This is a genomic window from Prevotella sp. P5-50 (genome assembly GCF_002251295.1).
GTDB lineage: Bacteria > Bacteroidota > Bacteroidia > Bacteroidales > Bacteroidaceae > Prevotella.
In genome coordinates this window covers 1-14,869 of record NZ_NPJA01000033.1, presented here as the reverse complement: position 1 = coordinate 14,869, position 14,869 = coordinate 1, and the positions used below count along the sequence as shown (strand labels likewise).

The window sequence follows — 14,869 nt, the reverse complement described above, 5'->3', positions numbered from 1 at the left end:
ATGACGGTTTTCTTAAAAGAAAGACGGATGACCGCCGTTTCTGTCATAGGTCATCCGTCGTTTTTTTGTTAGAATGTCATGGGTTTCCCGTCAAATGTGAAATCATCAAGGATGTATTTGTCGGATGGCTTCACATCGAACATATCTGGTGTTTCTACCTTTATGCGTTGCATGGAGATGTTGTTGCATCGGGATGGAGGCAGATCACGGTCTCCTTTTTGGAAGAACTGTGTCCATGGGTGGATGAATAGGAACCGACGGCAATAGCCTGTAATGTCTTCTACCGTCACATATTCATAGTGCTGAGGGGTGTCGAGTCGCATCTTGAGCCACAGCACGCGGTTGGCATTGTCGGTATGGCAACGGCGCAGTATGATGTTGCGGTCGTGGAGAGATTCTGATCCTAGCGTCAGACATCCATGAACAGTACCATAGTGGCAGTCTTCTATAAGAATGCGTTCACATGGACCGTTGGTGGAGTCACGGTCGGCCCATGTTCCCTTTCCGCCTTTCAATACCACGGCATCGTCACACACATTCATATAGCAACCGCTAACTAAAATATCGGTGCAGGCATCAATGTCAATGGCGTCTGAACTGGGGGCACCGCGTTTCGGATCTGGAGGATAGATGCCACTTGTAGGAGCATAGATATAACAATCGAGGTAGCGCACGTGGTCGCTTTTGTAGATGTGGTTGGTCCAGAAGGGACTATTGATAAGTCGCACATCCTGAATGGTAACGTTGCGGCAGTTGGATAGATAGGTCAGTCGTGGGCGTTGCTCATCCTTGTTGGTGCATTTGGCATTCCATGAACGACGTGTCCAGAATGCCTGCCAGTAGCGCAGACCATTACCGTCGATAGTGCCGTTACCTGTGATAGTGAAACCGTCGATTCCGTCAGCATTGATGAGGGCAGGGAAGTATTTGCAGGTTTCTCCTTCTATGCGGGTGGTCAGTACAGGGAAATCGATGATGTTGTCTGAACCTTTCAACTTTCCACCTTGTTTTATATGCAGATGTGTGCCTTGACGGAAAAAAAGTGCGCCGGTGAGGAATGTGCCCTCAGGTACAACTACCACACCGCCTCCTTCCTTGGCGGCCTTGTCTATGACCTTTTGCAAGGCTGTTGTTTGTACGATAGTACTGTCGTTGTTCACGCCGTAGTCAGTAACCATATACTGTCTGCCGAGTGTTTCCGGATTGATCTTTGTTTTGTTTGTAAACCATGCGTCCATGACTGTTCCGTCAGGCCATGTGGCTGGTGTGGCTTTCTTTTTGGCTTCAACTGTTATAGTGGTCAGAAACAGTGTGACCATGATGATGAACTTAAAGACACCGGATGGGTAAATGTTTTTCTTGTTTGTCATTTTGTTTATGTAGTTTGTTTTAGTAGATAATCTATTACATCCTTAGGGGGGATCTTGTGATGTGTTTGCAAAAATAAGCAATTCTTTTGAAACAACCAAGCGAAAGGCTACCTTTTCTATTTTGTTTTTGTTTCCTTGTGTCATGATATCCTGTCAATGTGTAGGACGTGTGAGATAGATTTTGTATCTTTGCACGTCGAAGGATATGAAAGAAATGCCAAAATTATGAAATATAAGGTATATAGTCAGAAAAAATGGGAACGAAAGGTAGGGCAAAACCATACAGCAGTAAAAACCATAGCTCCGGATACTGCTTCATCGTTCTATCTGCTGCTAGAAAAGGCATGCACTACTGCCGATCCCGTCAATGTCAGATATGATATGGTCAGAGATGTGTTCCGACGTGTTGTGGAACAGGGCATTGCTGACTGCCGCATCGCCTTTGTGGGAGCATTTGCAAAATTAGACTATTGTATCAAGGAATATCAGATACCATATCGGGTGGCATCGCTCATACAGTTGACGCGAAAAGAACTCTTCCCTGAATATAACAGAAAGGGCATTCTTACGGAGTCGAAGCTGGCAGATGCTTTCCCTCATAACCTCAAGGCAACTGCATTGTTGGTCTATCATATCTGTGGAAAGAAACCGTTGCCGGAATCGTTAAAGCGGTATTTCCCCATTGCTGACAGAAAAACCACTTGGGGAAAATTCGATGAGCGTGTCATGCGTGTAGTTGTCGAACGGTGGGACGATGATTATATCTGGGCAACGGAAGAGATAAACAACAGTACGCTGAAGATTTGCTATGGTAAAGACAATAGAATATTGACGCGTGAGGGAAAGTTTGATTGGGGCTATTTGAAAGATGCTTTATGGGATGGAGCACAGCTCAATCTGGTGCGTCTCCGTAAGGACGATAGGGGTGAAATATATTATCCAGAATTAATAATCCTAGAACCTGACTATCTGGTCAATATCACCAATATTGCCAACTGTTTCACCACTTATGCAGAGTCGGCTGTCGTCAACCTTATCAATAAAATCAAACCACAGTCTAATACACTTGCCATCCATCTCGGCCTTCTGGCTGGTCGTATGCTTGACGATACCATTCATGGTCGCCATGTGTCTGTTGATGAGAGTGTCCGTGAGTTCGTTAAAGATAATGTGTTGGCGCTGATAGCCTGTAGCGAGGTTAGGCAGGGTTTCGCACAGTTTAAAAATGATGCTGCCGTGCAACAGCGGAATATCGATAAACTCATTGGACATGATTTGCCTCAGGCTATTGGTGAATATAACAGTAATGATGTCATGCTCGAACCGACTTTCTTCAGCGATGTGCTCGGCATACAAGGTCGTTTCGACCTGCTCTATGAAAAGGATGGGGCATATACCATTATAGAGCAGAAATCAGGAAAAGGCGAGTTTGTTGGCTATAATACTCCTGGTTATGATCCCGATGTGCCACGAGCTCGTGAATGCCATGCTGTACAGATTATCCTGTATCGTGCACTTTTCCAGTATCAGTTCAATAAATATGCCGAACAACTCAAACATCTGATGCTGCTCTATTCCAAGTATGAAAAAGGTCTGCTCATGGTACCGCAAAGTCCCGAACTGCTGTTGCGTGCCATTAAGATACGTAATATGATCGCATGGTCGGAAATTATGTATGCCCAAGAAGGTATGGATATCCTAACCCAACTCACCCCCGATAAGCTAAACAGCAAAAAGTCGACTACAGGATTGTGGGAGAGATATACACGGCAAGAACTATCGGACTTGCTTGATCCCATCGGACGGGCTACAGATCTTGAGCGTGCTTACTATCTTCGATTCATGCGATTTATCGAGAATGAGACTCTCCTCTCAAAAATGGGTAACCGAGAAAAGGAGGACTCTGGGTTTGCCAATATCTGGCATGCCACTCTTGAAGATAAAAAAGCGGCAGGAAATATTTTTGATAGCCTCAGTATCGATAGTATGGAGAGTAATCAAATAGGTGTTTGTAGTGTCACTTTCAAGTTCAACGACACGGAGTCGGCTGATGCAACCAATTTCCGTGTGGGCGATATCGTTATCCTCTATCGTTATGAGAAAGAACAGGTGCCTGATGCCTGCCAGCAGATGATTATCAGGGCGAACATCGAGGATATTGGTGAGCAACAGATACGTCTTCGACTTCGTTATGCCCAGAATCCCAGAATCTTTGATGACCATCAAGATGATTGGTGGGCGATAGAACATGATATGTTTGAATCATCTTCCAATGCATTATATAGCGGTATGCATAGTTTTCTTTCTGCGACCAAAAGTCGGCGTGATCTGATTCTATTGCAACGCGATCCTAAGATTGATACTTCGTGTGTGTTGAAAGGCAACTATGGTAACTTCAATACCTTGACTCTTCGTGCAAAGCAAGCACGCGACCTCTTCTTGATTATAGGACCGCCAGGAACTGGAAAAACTTCCTATGGACTCGTCAATCTCCTCAAGGAAGAATTGTTGGAAGAAGGTACCAGCGTGCTGTTGTTGTCATATACCAATAGAGCTGTTGATGAGATATGCAGCAAACTGGTGGAAATACGTGAAGAGAATGCTGATTTCGATTTTATACGTATTGGTAGTGAACTCTCTTGCGCCAAAGAGTATCGTGATTATCTGCTCAGCAATAAAGTCAAGGAGAAAACAGGAAATGCTGTCAAACGGTTGATAGATACTACAAGGGTGTTCTGTGGTACAACAGCGGCATTTAACGCCAGTCTGTCTATCTTCTCTCTCAAACATTTCTCGCTGGCCATTATCGACGAATCGTCACAGATTCTCGAACCACATCTCATAGGATTGCTAAGTGCGCATGATGGTCCTAAGGAAGCTATAGATCGCATCGTAATGATTGGTGACCACAAACAGTTGCCCGCTGTTGTGCAGCAATCGGAAAGAGAGTCGGCTGTCAGCGAAACCATACTACATGATATTCATCTCACAGACTGTCGTAATTCGTTGTTTGAACGCTTGCTGGCTCATTTCAAGACCCTAGGTGGTTATGATTCACGATTTGTCTATATGCTTACCAAACAGGGACGTATGCATCGTGATATTGCCGATTTTCCAAACCATGCCTTCTATGGTGACAAACTCGATGTAGTGCCGCTCGGCCATCAGTTGTTGCCACAGCTCCAAGTGAAGTCCGATAATGGTATTGTCAAGATGTTGGCAACACATCGTATCGCTTTCGTGGCAGCAGAACGTCCACGTCTGTCTCCATCGGTAAAAACAAATGCTATTGAGGCACGGATGATTGCTGCAACGGTTTTTCAGATCTATAAACTGACGGAACATTCGTTTTCTATAGAAGCGACTGTTGGCGTCATCGTACCCTATAGAAACCAAATTTCAACTGTGCGTAATGCAATCGATCAGTACGGTATCTCCGTCCTTCACGATATTACCATCGATACGGTGGAACGTTATCAAGGTAGTCAACGCGATTATATCGTTTATGGTTTTACTGTTCATCAGCCCTATCAACTCAACTTCTTGACCAATAATGTTTTTGAAGAGAATGGCGTGATTATCGACCGCAAACTCAATGTGGCTATGACTCGTGCTCGGTTGAATCTGATTATGGTTGGCAATCCTGCTTTGCTCAGCATGAACCATACCTTCAGTCAGTTGATGGAGTATGTGCGTGGAAAAGGTGGTTATATTGATGTGAAACCAAATGACTATTGTCTGGGACGTTTCCAAATATAGAAATGATTTCTGTTTTATAGGCCTTTCTGTAGATGTGGGCTTAAAGATTGGAAATAAAGAAAACGGCTGCCATCCGATATGGAGGCAGCCGTTGCTGATTTTATTTGGGAAATGTTACTTTCGTATTATGCCCATGGATTCTCTGTGGGATAAGGCAGAGACTTAGGCTGGTTGTAAGCGATATCCTTCACGCCGAGATACTTGAATACCTCGAAGAGGGTCTTGCCAACGTGGTCGAAGGCAACGGCTCCGTGGTGAGGATAACCCTTCTGGATGAGGACGTGACGATAGAAACGACCCATTTCGCGAATACCGAAGATACCGATACCACCGAATGAACGTGTGGGAACGTCAAGTACTTCACCTTCTGCAATGTAGCTGCGAAGGTTGCCCTCTGAGTCGCACTGCAGACGATAGAATGTGATGGGGCTTGCAGCGATGTCGCCTTCCAGGGTACCACGTGTGAAGTCGGGTTTGCAGCCGTTCTCCAACAGACGGTTCTGGATGAGCTGGAACTTGATGGCGCGGTTTGCACACATCTTGCACTGAGGAGTGTTACCACAGTGGAAGCCCATGAAGGTATCGGTCAGTTTGTAGTCGTATTTCTTCACGATGTCCTCGTCGTAGATGTACTGAGGTACAGAATTGTTGATGTCGAGCAGAGTAACGGTATCGTCAGAAGCACACATACCGATGTACTCAGAGAGTGCACCATAGATGTCAACCTCACATGCTACGGGAATACCGCGGCTGGCGAGACGGCTGTTGACATAGCAAGGCTCGAAACCGAACTGGCTTGGGAATGCAGGCCAGCACTTGTCGGCAAATGCGACATACTTGCGTGAACCCTTGTGAGCTTCAGCCCAATCGAGCAGAGTCAACTCGAACTGTGCCATACGACGGCTGAGGTCTGCATAGTAGCGACCTTCACCCATTTCCTTAGCCATATCCTCGCAAACGGCATCGATGCGTGGGTCGTTCGCGTGCTCCTTATAGGCAACGAGCAGGTCGAGCTCAGAGTTCTCTTCAATCTCAACACCCAGTTCGTAGAGACCCTTGATAGGAGCGTTGCAGGCGAAGAAGTCCTGAGGACGTGGACCGAAGGTGATAATCTTCAAACCCTTCAAACCAATGATGGTACGAGCAACGGGAACGAAGTCTGCCATCATCTTGGCAACTTCTTCTGCAGTACCTACAGGATACTCAGGGATATAGCCCTTCAAGTGGCGCATGCCAAGGTTGTAAGAGCAGTTGAGCATACCGCAGTAAGCATCACCACGGCCGTTGATCATGTCGCCGTCGCCTTCTGCTGCTGCGACAAACATGCAAGGACCGTCGAAGTTCTTAGCAATCAAAGTTTCAGGAGTCTCAGGACCGAAGTTGCCGAGGAATACAACCAATGCGTTGCAACCTGCAGTTTTTACTTCTTCAATGGCCTTGAGCATATCTTGTTCGTTCTCTACTGTTGTCTGGCAGTTGAAAACTTCGCCTTTGTAGGCTTTAACGATGTTCTCACGACGCTGTGTTGACAACGCAATGGGGAAACAATCACGGCTAACGGCTACGATGCCGAGCTTGACTTGAGGAATGTTGTTACTTGTCATAATGAATTTGTTGTTTAGTACTAATATTGTTTTTTTTGTTTTATGGTTACAAAAGTACACAATTATTTGATAATACAATGCATTTTAAGATATTTTATATATAAAATAAATGCAAATCCCATGAGTATGTAAATAAATAGTGTCAAAACCACACTAAAAGGCTCAAAATTGAGGTGGCTGTATGGTATTTCTGTGACAAATTGAAGTAGGTGGTTCATGGTTTTTACCACGAACGAAAGGGCCATGACAAATAGGTCGGATAGCCACGGAAACCATATTGTTGTCAGGGCGAGGATGGTGAGGATAATGGTTAGGGTGGCAAGGGGTATAAGAAAGAAGTTTGCCAACAAGGCGCAGGGGTTGAAAACTCCGAAGTGATAAGCCACCAAAGGGGCCGTTCCTATTTGTGCTGCAAGGGATACAAGGGTTATGCCCCATATCCATTTGACTATCCGATGGTTCATGAGCCATTCGATGGGGATGACTTTTTTAAAGAAACTGTTTCCTAATAGTATTGCGCATACGGCAACGTAGGAGAGTTGGAAGCTGACGTCGTATAATGCTAATGGATTGATTATTAGCATGACAATGGCTGTGAATGATAATGTGTTGATAGGGGCAGAGTCACGATAGCCAACAGAAAGCAAGGCATAGACAGATATCATGAATGCCGAACGTGTGACACTTGGCGATAGTCCTACCAGTAAGGCATAGGCCCATAATGTGGTCACGATGATGGCTTGGGAAATGAGTTCTGCTTTTCGCCAGTTCATCAAAAGGTTGATGATGAAGAAAATGATGGTTAGGTGCATGCCGCTCAGCGCGAGGATATGGGAGGCTCCAGCCTGAGTATAGGTGGTTTTGACGGTAGGAGAGAGGTCGGAGCGGTCGCCTAATGTCATGGCTTTGATGACTCCTTCTGTTGCTTTGTCCAGTTTCCATTCTTGGATATGCTTGAGCAGGATGCTGCGATAGGTCATGAAGCGCAGCCGTAGGCGTTCGATGCGTGAGAGGTGGCTGATATCCACAATTCCCCAGTCCCAATCAAAGGGGCGTACGTATGCTTCGCCTGTGAATCCTCTGCTTGCCATAAATCGTTGATAGTCGAAGGTGCTGTGGTTTTGGTTTTTAGAATGATTTTGTTGTTTCAAATGATCAGAAGCGATCTTGTTAGAGTCTTGGCGTGTTGTGGAATGGTGTAAATTGGATGTTTTGTTTCTAATCTCATGGATGTGTGTTGTCAGAATCAGTCCGTCGCCAACGGATATTTCTTGGCTGTCGTTGCTTTTGGCAATATGGCAACGTACCTTTTGTCGGGAGTTTGCCAGCAATACATCAACCGTCATGGTCTTTGTTTTCTCTATCGGTTCGTCAATTACTACAGCTTGCCATTCTGCAGGATATTCCGGCCAACAGACTTTCATGTTGTTTTCTTGGTATTGTCGTATGATGCAACCGAACAGCGTTACACATATTAATATAGTAGTGGTCTGCCAACGGGGATGATAACGGAGGAAGAGTGTTATGATAAGTATTCCCGCCATTGCGGCGAAAACCACTATTGGGGCTTTTATCCACTCGCCTATGACGATGCCGACTATCAAAGCAATGGCTACGGGAAGTAATGGTGCTTCTATTCTCAACATCATGTAGCCGTTGTTTTTGAGTTTTGTAGTTAAGTTGCTATTCTCTTTCAGAGGCAAATAGTGGCAAGTTCATGACTTTCTCCACGATAGGTGCCATGTCGTAGTATTTGTATTCTGCCAAACGACCACCGAACATCACGTTGGCTTCTTGTTTTGCCAGCGTTTCGTATTGTAGGTAAACAGCAGTATTTGCTTGGTCGTTGATGGGGTAGTAGGGCTCCATGTCATCTTTCCATTCTGTGGAATACTCTTTGGAAATAACTGTTTTGGGCAGGTCATATACGGCCTGTCCGAACATCTCGAAGTGCTTATGCTCAATAATTCTGGTGTATGGTACGTCGCGTTCGGTATAGTTTATTACGGCATTACCTTGGTGGTTGGGAGTGTCTAAGGTCTGATGTTCAAACCGTACGGTACGATAGTTGAGCTTTCCGAATCGGAAGTTGTAGAATTCATCGATTCTTCCGGTAAAGAGAATTTTGTCCGCTTGCGCTTCCCAATTTTCACGATTTTCAAAGAAGTCTGCGTTGACTTGGGTGTCGATGCCTTCAAGCAGACCGTCAATCAGTTTGTTGTATCCTCCGATGGGGATACCTTGATATTTGTCGTTGAAATAATTATTGTCGTAGGTCAGTCGGATAGGTAGGCGTTTGATGATAAATGCGGGCAGTTCTGTACATTTCCTTCCCCATTGTTTCTCCGTATATCCTTTGATGAGTTTCTCGTAGATGTCTCGGCCTACAAGCAATTGTGCCTGTTCTTCCAGATTACGAGGTTCTGTCACTCCGTCGGCTTTCATCTTTTCTACGGCTTGCTGTTTCTGCTCGTCGATAATGTTTAAAGCCTCTTCAGGTGTGTTGATTCCCCACATTTCGTGGAAGGTATTCATATTGAAAGGCAGGTTGTAGAGCTTGCCTTGGTAGTTGGCAATAGGTGAATTGGTGTATCTGTTGAATTCTACAAATGAGTTGACGAAATCCCATACCTTCTTGTTGGATGTATGGAAGATATGTGCTCCATATTTGTGGACATTGATGCCTTCTATATTTTCGCAATAGACGTTTCCACCCAGTTGTGGGCGTTTATCAATCACAAGGCAGCGTTTTCCTTGTTGTTGGGCAAAGTATGCGAAGGTGCATCCATATAGTCCAGCTCCCACAATGAGGTAATCGTATTTCTTCATGCTCTAAGTTTTTTGTATTGATACTGCAAATTTACATGTTCTTTCCCGAAATTCCAAACAATTGTCGGATGAATTGTTATCTTGTGGAGTTTTTCGTCTCAAATCCAAAGTGCGGTTTGTGCTTGTCGTCCAATGGATTGCTCTCTCTATGTCTTCGGGATGCATTCGGGATGCATTCGGGTTATAACTATCCTTTTTATGTGCGTAGTTCTTCCCAAGTAAGTCCCAAGTAAGTCCCAAGTAAGTCCCAAGTGAGTCCTCAAAAGATGTTCATTTATGGGAGACAGGTGGGAGTGACTTCCCGTCTGCAACGTTTTAGACTATTTGTACAAGTTGACGGTTGCTTGCCGGGAGTTTTTTGTAAACAAAAAAAGTGTTTATTTAGCCTTTGATACTATCATTCAACAGTCTGTGTCTTGCCATGAGGCATGCTCCTGTAATGCCGGCAAGTCCTTTTAGACTTGAAGTCACAATCTGCGAATCTTCATTTACAATATTGAGAGAGAATTTCTTGATGCCCATTCTTGCAGGGAGGGTGAGGTAGTCGCCCGTTGCCGACATTTCGCCGCCGATGACCAGCATTTCAGGATTGAAGATGTTGATGACACCAGCCAGCTGTTTACCAAGTTCGTCAGCGATGTTCTGTAACGTTGCAAGGCTGAGCACATCTTCTTTGTCGATGGCTTCCAGTAGGTCCTTTAGTGTGAGTTCCTCTTTTTGGTTGAGCACTTTATCCGAGAGGATAGAGGTCTTGCCATTTAAGATTTTTTCTGTCAGTTTTCTCTTGAGTGCCCTTCCTGAAACTTCTGTTTCTATGCAACCGATCTTTCCGCAATGGCAGATGATATTATTATTATAGGCTGTCATGTGGCCAAATTCGCCAGAATATCCCGACTTTCCGTAGTAGAGCTTTCCGTCAATAATAATTCCGATGGCTAAGCCCCAACATACGTTGGCAAAAATGACATTCTTCAGTCCTTTGCTTCGTCCCTTGATAAACTCAGCAAATGTCATGCTTCTTGTGTCGTTTTCGATGCAGACGGGAATCTGAATGAGTTTGGTGAGTTTACTGGTCAGCGACTCCTCAAGGAAGGTAAACATGTTGTAGGCATTTCCCTCAAAAGGATTCACACGCTCTGCAATATTCACGCAAATTTGGAGGATTTCTTCTTTAGCGTAAGGAAGTGTAGCAATGAAATCGTTGATAATCTTAGCCATTTGCTCCAGATTCTCTGGAGTATTTTCGTATGTATAAGGAACTCTTATCTTTTCTGTAATCAGATTGCCGCAGAAATCGCTTGCAGCAAGAGCAAGACAGTCCATTTCAGGGTTTACACCAACAAAATAGCCTGCGTTAGGAACAAGATCATAAGCCATAGGAATGCGACCGGAAGAGATGTCTTTTTTTCCGACCTCTCTTACGAGTCCTGCTTTGATGAGTTCGTTGATGGCGCTTGTCGCAGTAGGAAGACTAACGCCAACAGCCTTTGACATTTCTGGAATAGTAAAAGTACCTTGTGATACAAACTGTTCCAAGATTCGACCCTGAACTGATGATTTTTTATTTATGTTCCTAATGTGTTTTAGTAACTCGTCCCTCATATATAAAATTTTTGCTTATACAAAAGTACTCTATTTTGTGTCCCTTTGCAATAGTTTGAAAGTTAATAAAGTTTAATATTGTGAAAAATGCCTCATATTTTGTGTTTTTAAGTATAATATCGGCTATCAAAGCTCTTCATGTTTCTATGTGGATGGATAACAGCCTCTCTATTCATTTAAGATTATCAACACAGATCATGTCTTTCCCTGGAATGAAGTATTGGTACAGCTCTATGAAATAGAAATCATACCCATTGGCAGAATTAAGTATGCACTAAATTAATTCCGCCCACAGGTTATGTATTCTTATCGTCAAGCGGAATTACGCCCTATTTCCGTGATGGGAAGTAATCTCCATTAATAATCCATTCTGAGACACGATATGATGTAGCATCTACAGAACTCTTATAATGAGGATTCAGGAGTGTATGTCCAAGTCCTTTCCATTTGCTATCAATATTCAGTATATCAAGAAGAGTAGTAAAGACATCAATTTGATGGAAATCTTTGTCCCATGCAGATTGTTTGTCGATATCCCCATTTACAATAAATAAAGGCGTGCGATCTGATAGCTTTCCTTGCATTTTCAGCATATCAACATGTGCATAATGATCAGATGCGATGACAATTAGCGACTGATGGTATAGTCCTTTTTGTTTGATAGTATCGAAGAATTTCCTTAGCTGACTGTCCGTATAATGGCAAGTGTTCAAATAATTTTTGTATTCAACAGGTAGTGTTTTATTTCCTGCAAGATAATCTTCCCCATGATATTTGTCATAGGGACTATGCGTTGACAAGCTCAATATCAAAGAGAAAAATGGCACATCATTCTTATTTAATGATTTCGAAACGAAGTCGAAAATCATCTCATCGTCAACATCGCCGTCTTTGCCGTCTTTGATGTCTTCAATAGAATATGAATAATCTATTCCATAGACATGGTTCATGTGTGCCTGTTGCCAAAGATTCGGAGAAGTGGGAAAGTAAATCTCTGTACGGCAATTTTTCCATGTCTTTTGAAGAAGTTTTGGAAGTGAAGGCAGAGCTTTGTCTTTTATTTGCCCGATAGTCATCTGGGTTTTGAGAGGAAGGATTCCGTTCATATATATGAATTGGCCATCACCTGATTCGCCACACCCTATATCAGATTTCATATAACCATTATAGAAGACATTCTCCTCTCTCTTTAGCTGATTGAGAAAAGGTGTTATCTCTTTTCCATCAACCACTAATCCTATCGGTTCTGACAAGAAAGATTCAAGCAAGACAAAAATGACATTACGTATTTCAGGATTACGTGGATGATGGGTCGTGCGTAGAGAATAGTCGGTTGCAACATCATTTATCTCTTTTTTCTCTTCGGAAGTCAAATTAGTGGTCTTCAGCAAATCATATATTTCAAAACAGGCTACGCGTAAAGATCCCGTCTGGAAATGAGCCAAATTGGGAGTCCCCCCACAACTGGAGTCATAGAGCAATTCTTTTATACGAAAAAAATACAGGTCGCTGTTGTTTCGATAACGGGGGTGAGCAAAATGATATGCGGAATATGCCACAATAGAAATGACGACAGACATAAGAGGTATCACGATAAGACGGACCATTACTTTTATATCAATTCGTCTGTCTGTAGTCTTTTTGTATATGAGGAAAAAGCAAATAGATGTAAATATGAAATAGGAATCATACCAATGGAATTCAGGCAAAATACTGTTAATGACGAGACTGTTGCCTAGCCCAGATGTCTCTTGAATGACAGACAATGGCAGGTATTGAAAGAAAAAACGACCATAAACAACGTTGACAAATGCCCAAGCCAACGTAACAACTTGAATCATGAGCAAAGCCAACTTCATATTTCGTTTTACGACCAGAAGACATAAAAGAAACATGACAGAAACGTCAAAAGTGATGGCACAGAGATTGATAACTTTCGAATAAAGCCATGTCCATTCTATAAAATTGTTTACGTAAAAATAATAATGCATGAACAACAGGTTCATAAAAGGGAAAAACATCAGTAGTGATTCCTTCTTATAGTCATGCCGGATTATATTTATGAGGCCTTTTCTCATATCACTTAAATTGACTTTTAATTTCACAGCACATTAGTTTTCAATATTTTTTTAGCGATAAGCAATAAAAAAATGTTATTACAAACGACAAAGGCGACAATCAAAACATCATTGTAGTGATTTGCCATGTACGCAGGTGTTTTCTACCTGTGGCTTATCGATCCTTACGGCAATTCCACTCCATAATCCACACAAAACACAGATGGCTGACTTACAAAATTCCGCCAAGGCCCAAAAGACACACAGAAAGCAAAGATACTCATAAGCACTACTTCGCATTTTCAATTTTTTCCTTATACATAAAATAAAAGACGATACCTACAATAGGAAACAAGAATGATACTATCAAATTAAGCATGCAAACCGCTTTCTTACGTAAATTTCTCATATTTTATTTATTTTTCATATCACTACTGACCGGTTAAGTTTCACCATAGCGAAACTTGGCGATCATCTTCCAGATTTTGATTAATTGTCGTCTCGTCAAATAGTTCATCTACCCAACAAATTACTGCAGGTCATATGTATAAAAGCAGATGCAATACTCCTTTCATTGCCCAACGACTTACTCCTGCTAAAGCGACAAAAGCAACAATCCTAAAATTGATTAGACATTTTGTTCCATATGCAATATTCCTTTGTACGTCCCCAATACATTTTTTATTAAGTTATAGGTTTCTTTTGGACACAAAAGAGGCGTGGGAACTTCCTATTGTCTATTCCACGAATCAAGACGCTAGCATTGCCTGTTGTAGTAGAACAGACAACGTTAGAGCCCACGCCGATATGATTATCGCACCAAATGGAAAGCCCATACGCAGGGTATAAGCCTCCACTGGTTGCAACATAATCACAACCATGAGCATCTACCGTTGCTATGTTCATGACTACAATACTGGTAATTTGCTAGATTCCGATTCGTCAAGAACAAAGCGTCAAGTAAACGCCTTCCATATGTCGTATCTCCACCCACCCCTTTTCCACCTTAAAGACTTCAATCTTAGAGGCATGGTATGCGCAGAGACTTAGACTCGTTTCCTTCGTGCAAAACACTCCGTCACGATGTCCGCTGCAAAGATAACGATTTATTTCATAACGACAAAAATTATCGACTTTTTTATTTAAACTTTCGCAAGCAACTATTCTGAGGATTTTTCTGGCTCACCCGTAAAATCCTGTGTCTACCCAAAGATCATAGACAATCTATAGAGAAAAAAGTCAAGATCTACAACCCCTCTGAGCTGAGCTCTAAATTGCTTTATCTTTGAGTTGAGTGACTCGGCAGATGCATTTGTTGCACGGTTGATAAAATAGTTGAGTACTTCATCTTCCCTGTCACGTATAGTGTCAGACCCCAATTCGGGATAAAATAGCGATTAGTTGCATGTGAAGACAGATACGTGAACTCTCTTCCCATACCATCAGACATGGGCTATATATAAAGAATCGAAAGAGATTATTCTGTCCTTAGAACAATGTAAGTTGCTTCGTGTCTTCGAAGCAGTATCCTTGCAATGCCTTTGGCTTGTTATCAAAGAAACAATATGCTCCCAAGGCAGAAATAAGGTTCATGATAAAGTTGCTTACAGATCTATGGCGTGAATGTACAATCTGTGCCGTATTCTTC

Annotated in this window: 7 protein-coding genes and 2 pseudogenes; 1 reads left to right on the top strand and 8 read right to left on the bottom strand. The window is 42.9% G+C overall.

The annotated features are described in order from the left end of the window. Positions 1-68: 68 nt before the first annotated feature. Positions 69-1,370, bottom strand: a complete 1,302-nt coding sequence (locus CIK88_RS07280; protein ID WP_371591526.1) for a glycoside hydrolase family 28 protein — start codon at positions 1,368-1,370, stop codon at positions 69-71. Positions 1,371-1,595: 225 nt separating this feature from the next. On the opposite strand from CIK88_RS07280, the gene CIK88_RS07275 reads away from it, so the two are divergent. Next, positions 1,596-5,129: a DEAD/DEAH box helicase gene (locus tag CIK88_RS07275; protein ID WP_158214659.1), complete on the top strand. Its 3,534-nt coding sequence runs from the start codon at positions 1,596-1,598 to the stop codon at positions 5,127-5,129. A gap of 125 nt (positions 5,130-5,254) precedes the next feature. On the opposite strand, the gene CIK88_RS07270 is transcribed toward CIK88_RS07275, so the two are convergent. From CIK88_RS07270 to CIK88_RS12600, 7 genes and pseudogenes are all read right to left on the bottom strand, one after another. Then, the gene (locus CIK88_RS07270; RefSeq protein ID WP_094390450.1) at positions 5,255-6,733 is read right to left on the bottom strand and encodes an L-fucose/L-arabinose isomerase family protein; all 1,479 of its coding nucleotides are present in this window, start codon (positions 6,731-6,733) and stop codon (positions 5,255-5,257) included. Between the two features lie 62 nt (positions 6,734-6,795). Then, positions 6,796-8,382: a ComEC/Rec2 family competence protein gene (locus tag CIK88_RS07265; protein ID WP_094435510.1), complete on the bottom strand. Its 1,587-nt coding sequence runs from the start codon at positions 8,380-8,382 to the stop codon at positions 6,796-6,798. Positions 8,383-8,416: 34 nt separating this feature from the next. Further along, complete coding sequence (gene glf, locus CIK88_RS07260; RefSeq protein ID WP_094435508.1) at positions 8,417-9,562, bottom strand: UDP-galactopyranose mutase; 1,146 nt, start codon at positions 9,560-9,562, stop codon at positions 8,417-8,419. 381 nt (positions 9,563-9,943) lie between these two features. After that, positions 9,944-11,098 carry an ROK family protein gene (locus CIK88_RS07255; protein ID WP_254046867.1) on the bottom strand — a complete coding sequence of 385 codons (1,155 nt, stop codon included), beginning with the start codon at positions 11,096-11,098 and terminating at the stop codon, positions 9,944-9,946. 395 nt (positions 11,099-11,493) lie between these two features. Continuing rightward, a complete protein-coding gene (locus CIK88_RS07250) occupies positions 11,494-13,269 on the bottom strand; it encodes an LTA synthase family protein (protein WP_144269596.1) in 1,776 nt (591 codons plus the stop codon). 1,154 nt (positions 13,270-14,423) lie between these two features. Then, positions 14,424-14,579, bottom strand: a pseudogene (locus CIK88_RS07245) (transposase); the annotation flags it as partial. A gap of 130 nt (positions 14,580-14,709) precedes the next feature. After that, a pseudogene (locus CIK88_RS12600) lies at positions 14,710-14,869 on the bottom strand (IS982 family transposase); the annotation flags it as partial.

What these genes read in the sequence shown, in the direction of transcription:
- CIK88_RS07280 (WP_371591526.1), bottom strand. Translation starts at nt 1,370, where the DNA reads ATGACAAACAAGAAAAACATTTACCCATCCGGTGTCTTTAAGTTCATC.
- CIK88_RS07270 (WP_094390450.1), bottom strand. Translation starts at nt 6,733, where the DNA reads ATGACAAGTAACAACATTCCTCAAGTCAAGCTCGGCATCGTAGCCGTT.
- CIK88_RS07275 (WP_158214659.1), top strand. Translation starts at nt 1,596, where the DNA reads ATGAAATATAAGGTATATAGTCAGAAAAAATGGGAACGAAAGGTAGGG.
- glf (WP_094435508.1), bottom strand. Translation starts at nt 9,562, where the DNA reads ATGAAGAAATACGATTACCTCATTGTGGGAGCTGGACTATATGGATGC.
- CIK88_RS07265 (WP_094435510.1), bottom strand. Translation starts at nt 8,382, where the DNA reads ATGATGTTGAGAATAGAAGCACCATTACTTCCCGTAGCCATTGCTTTG.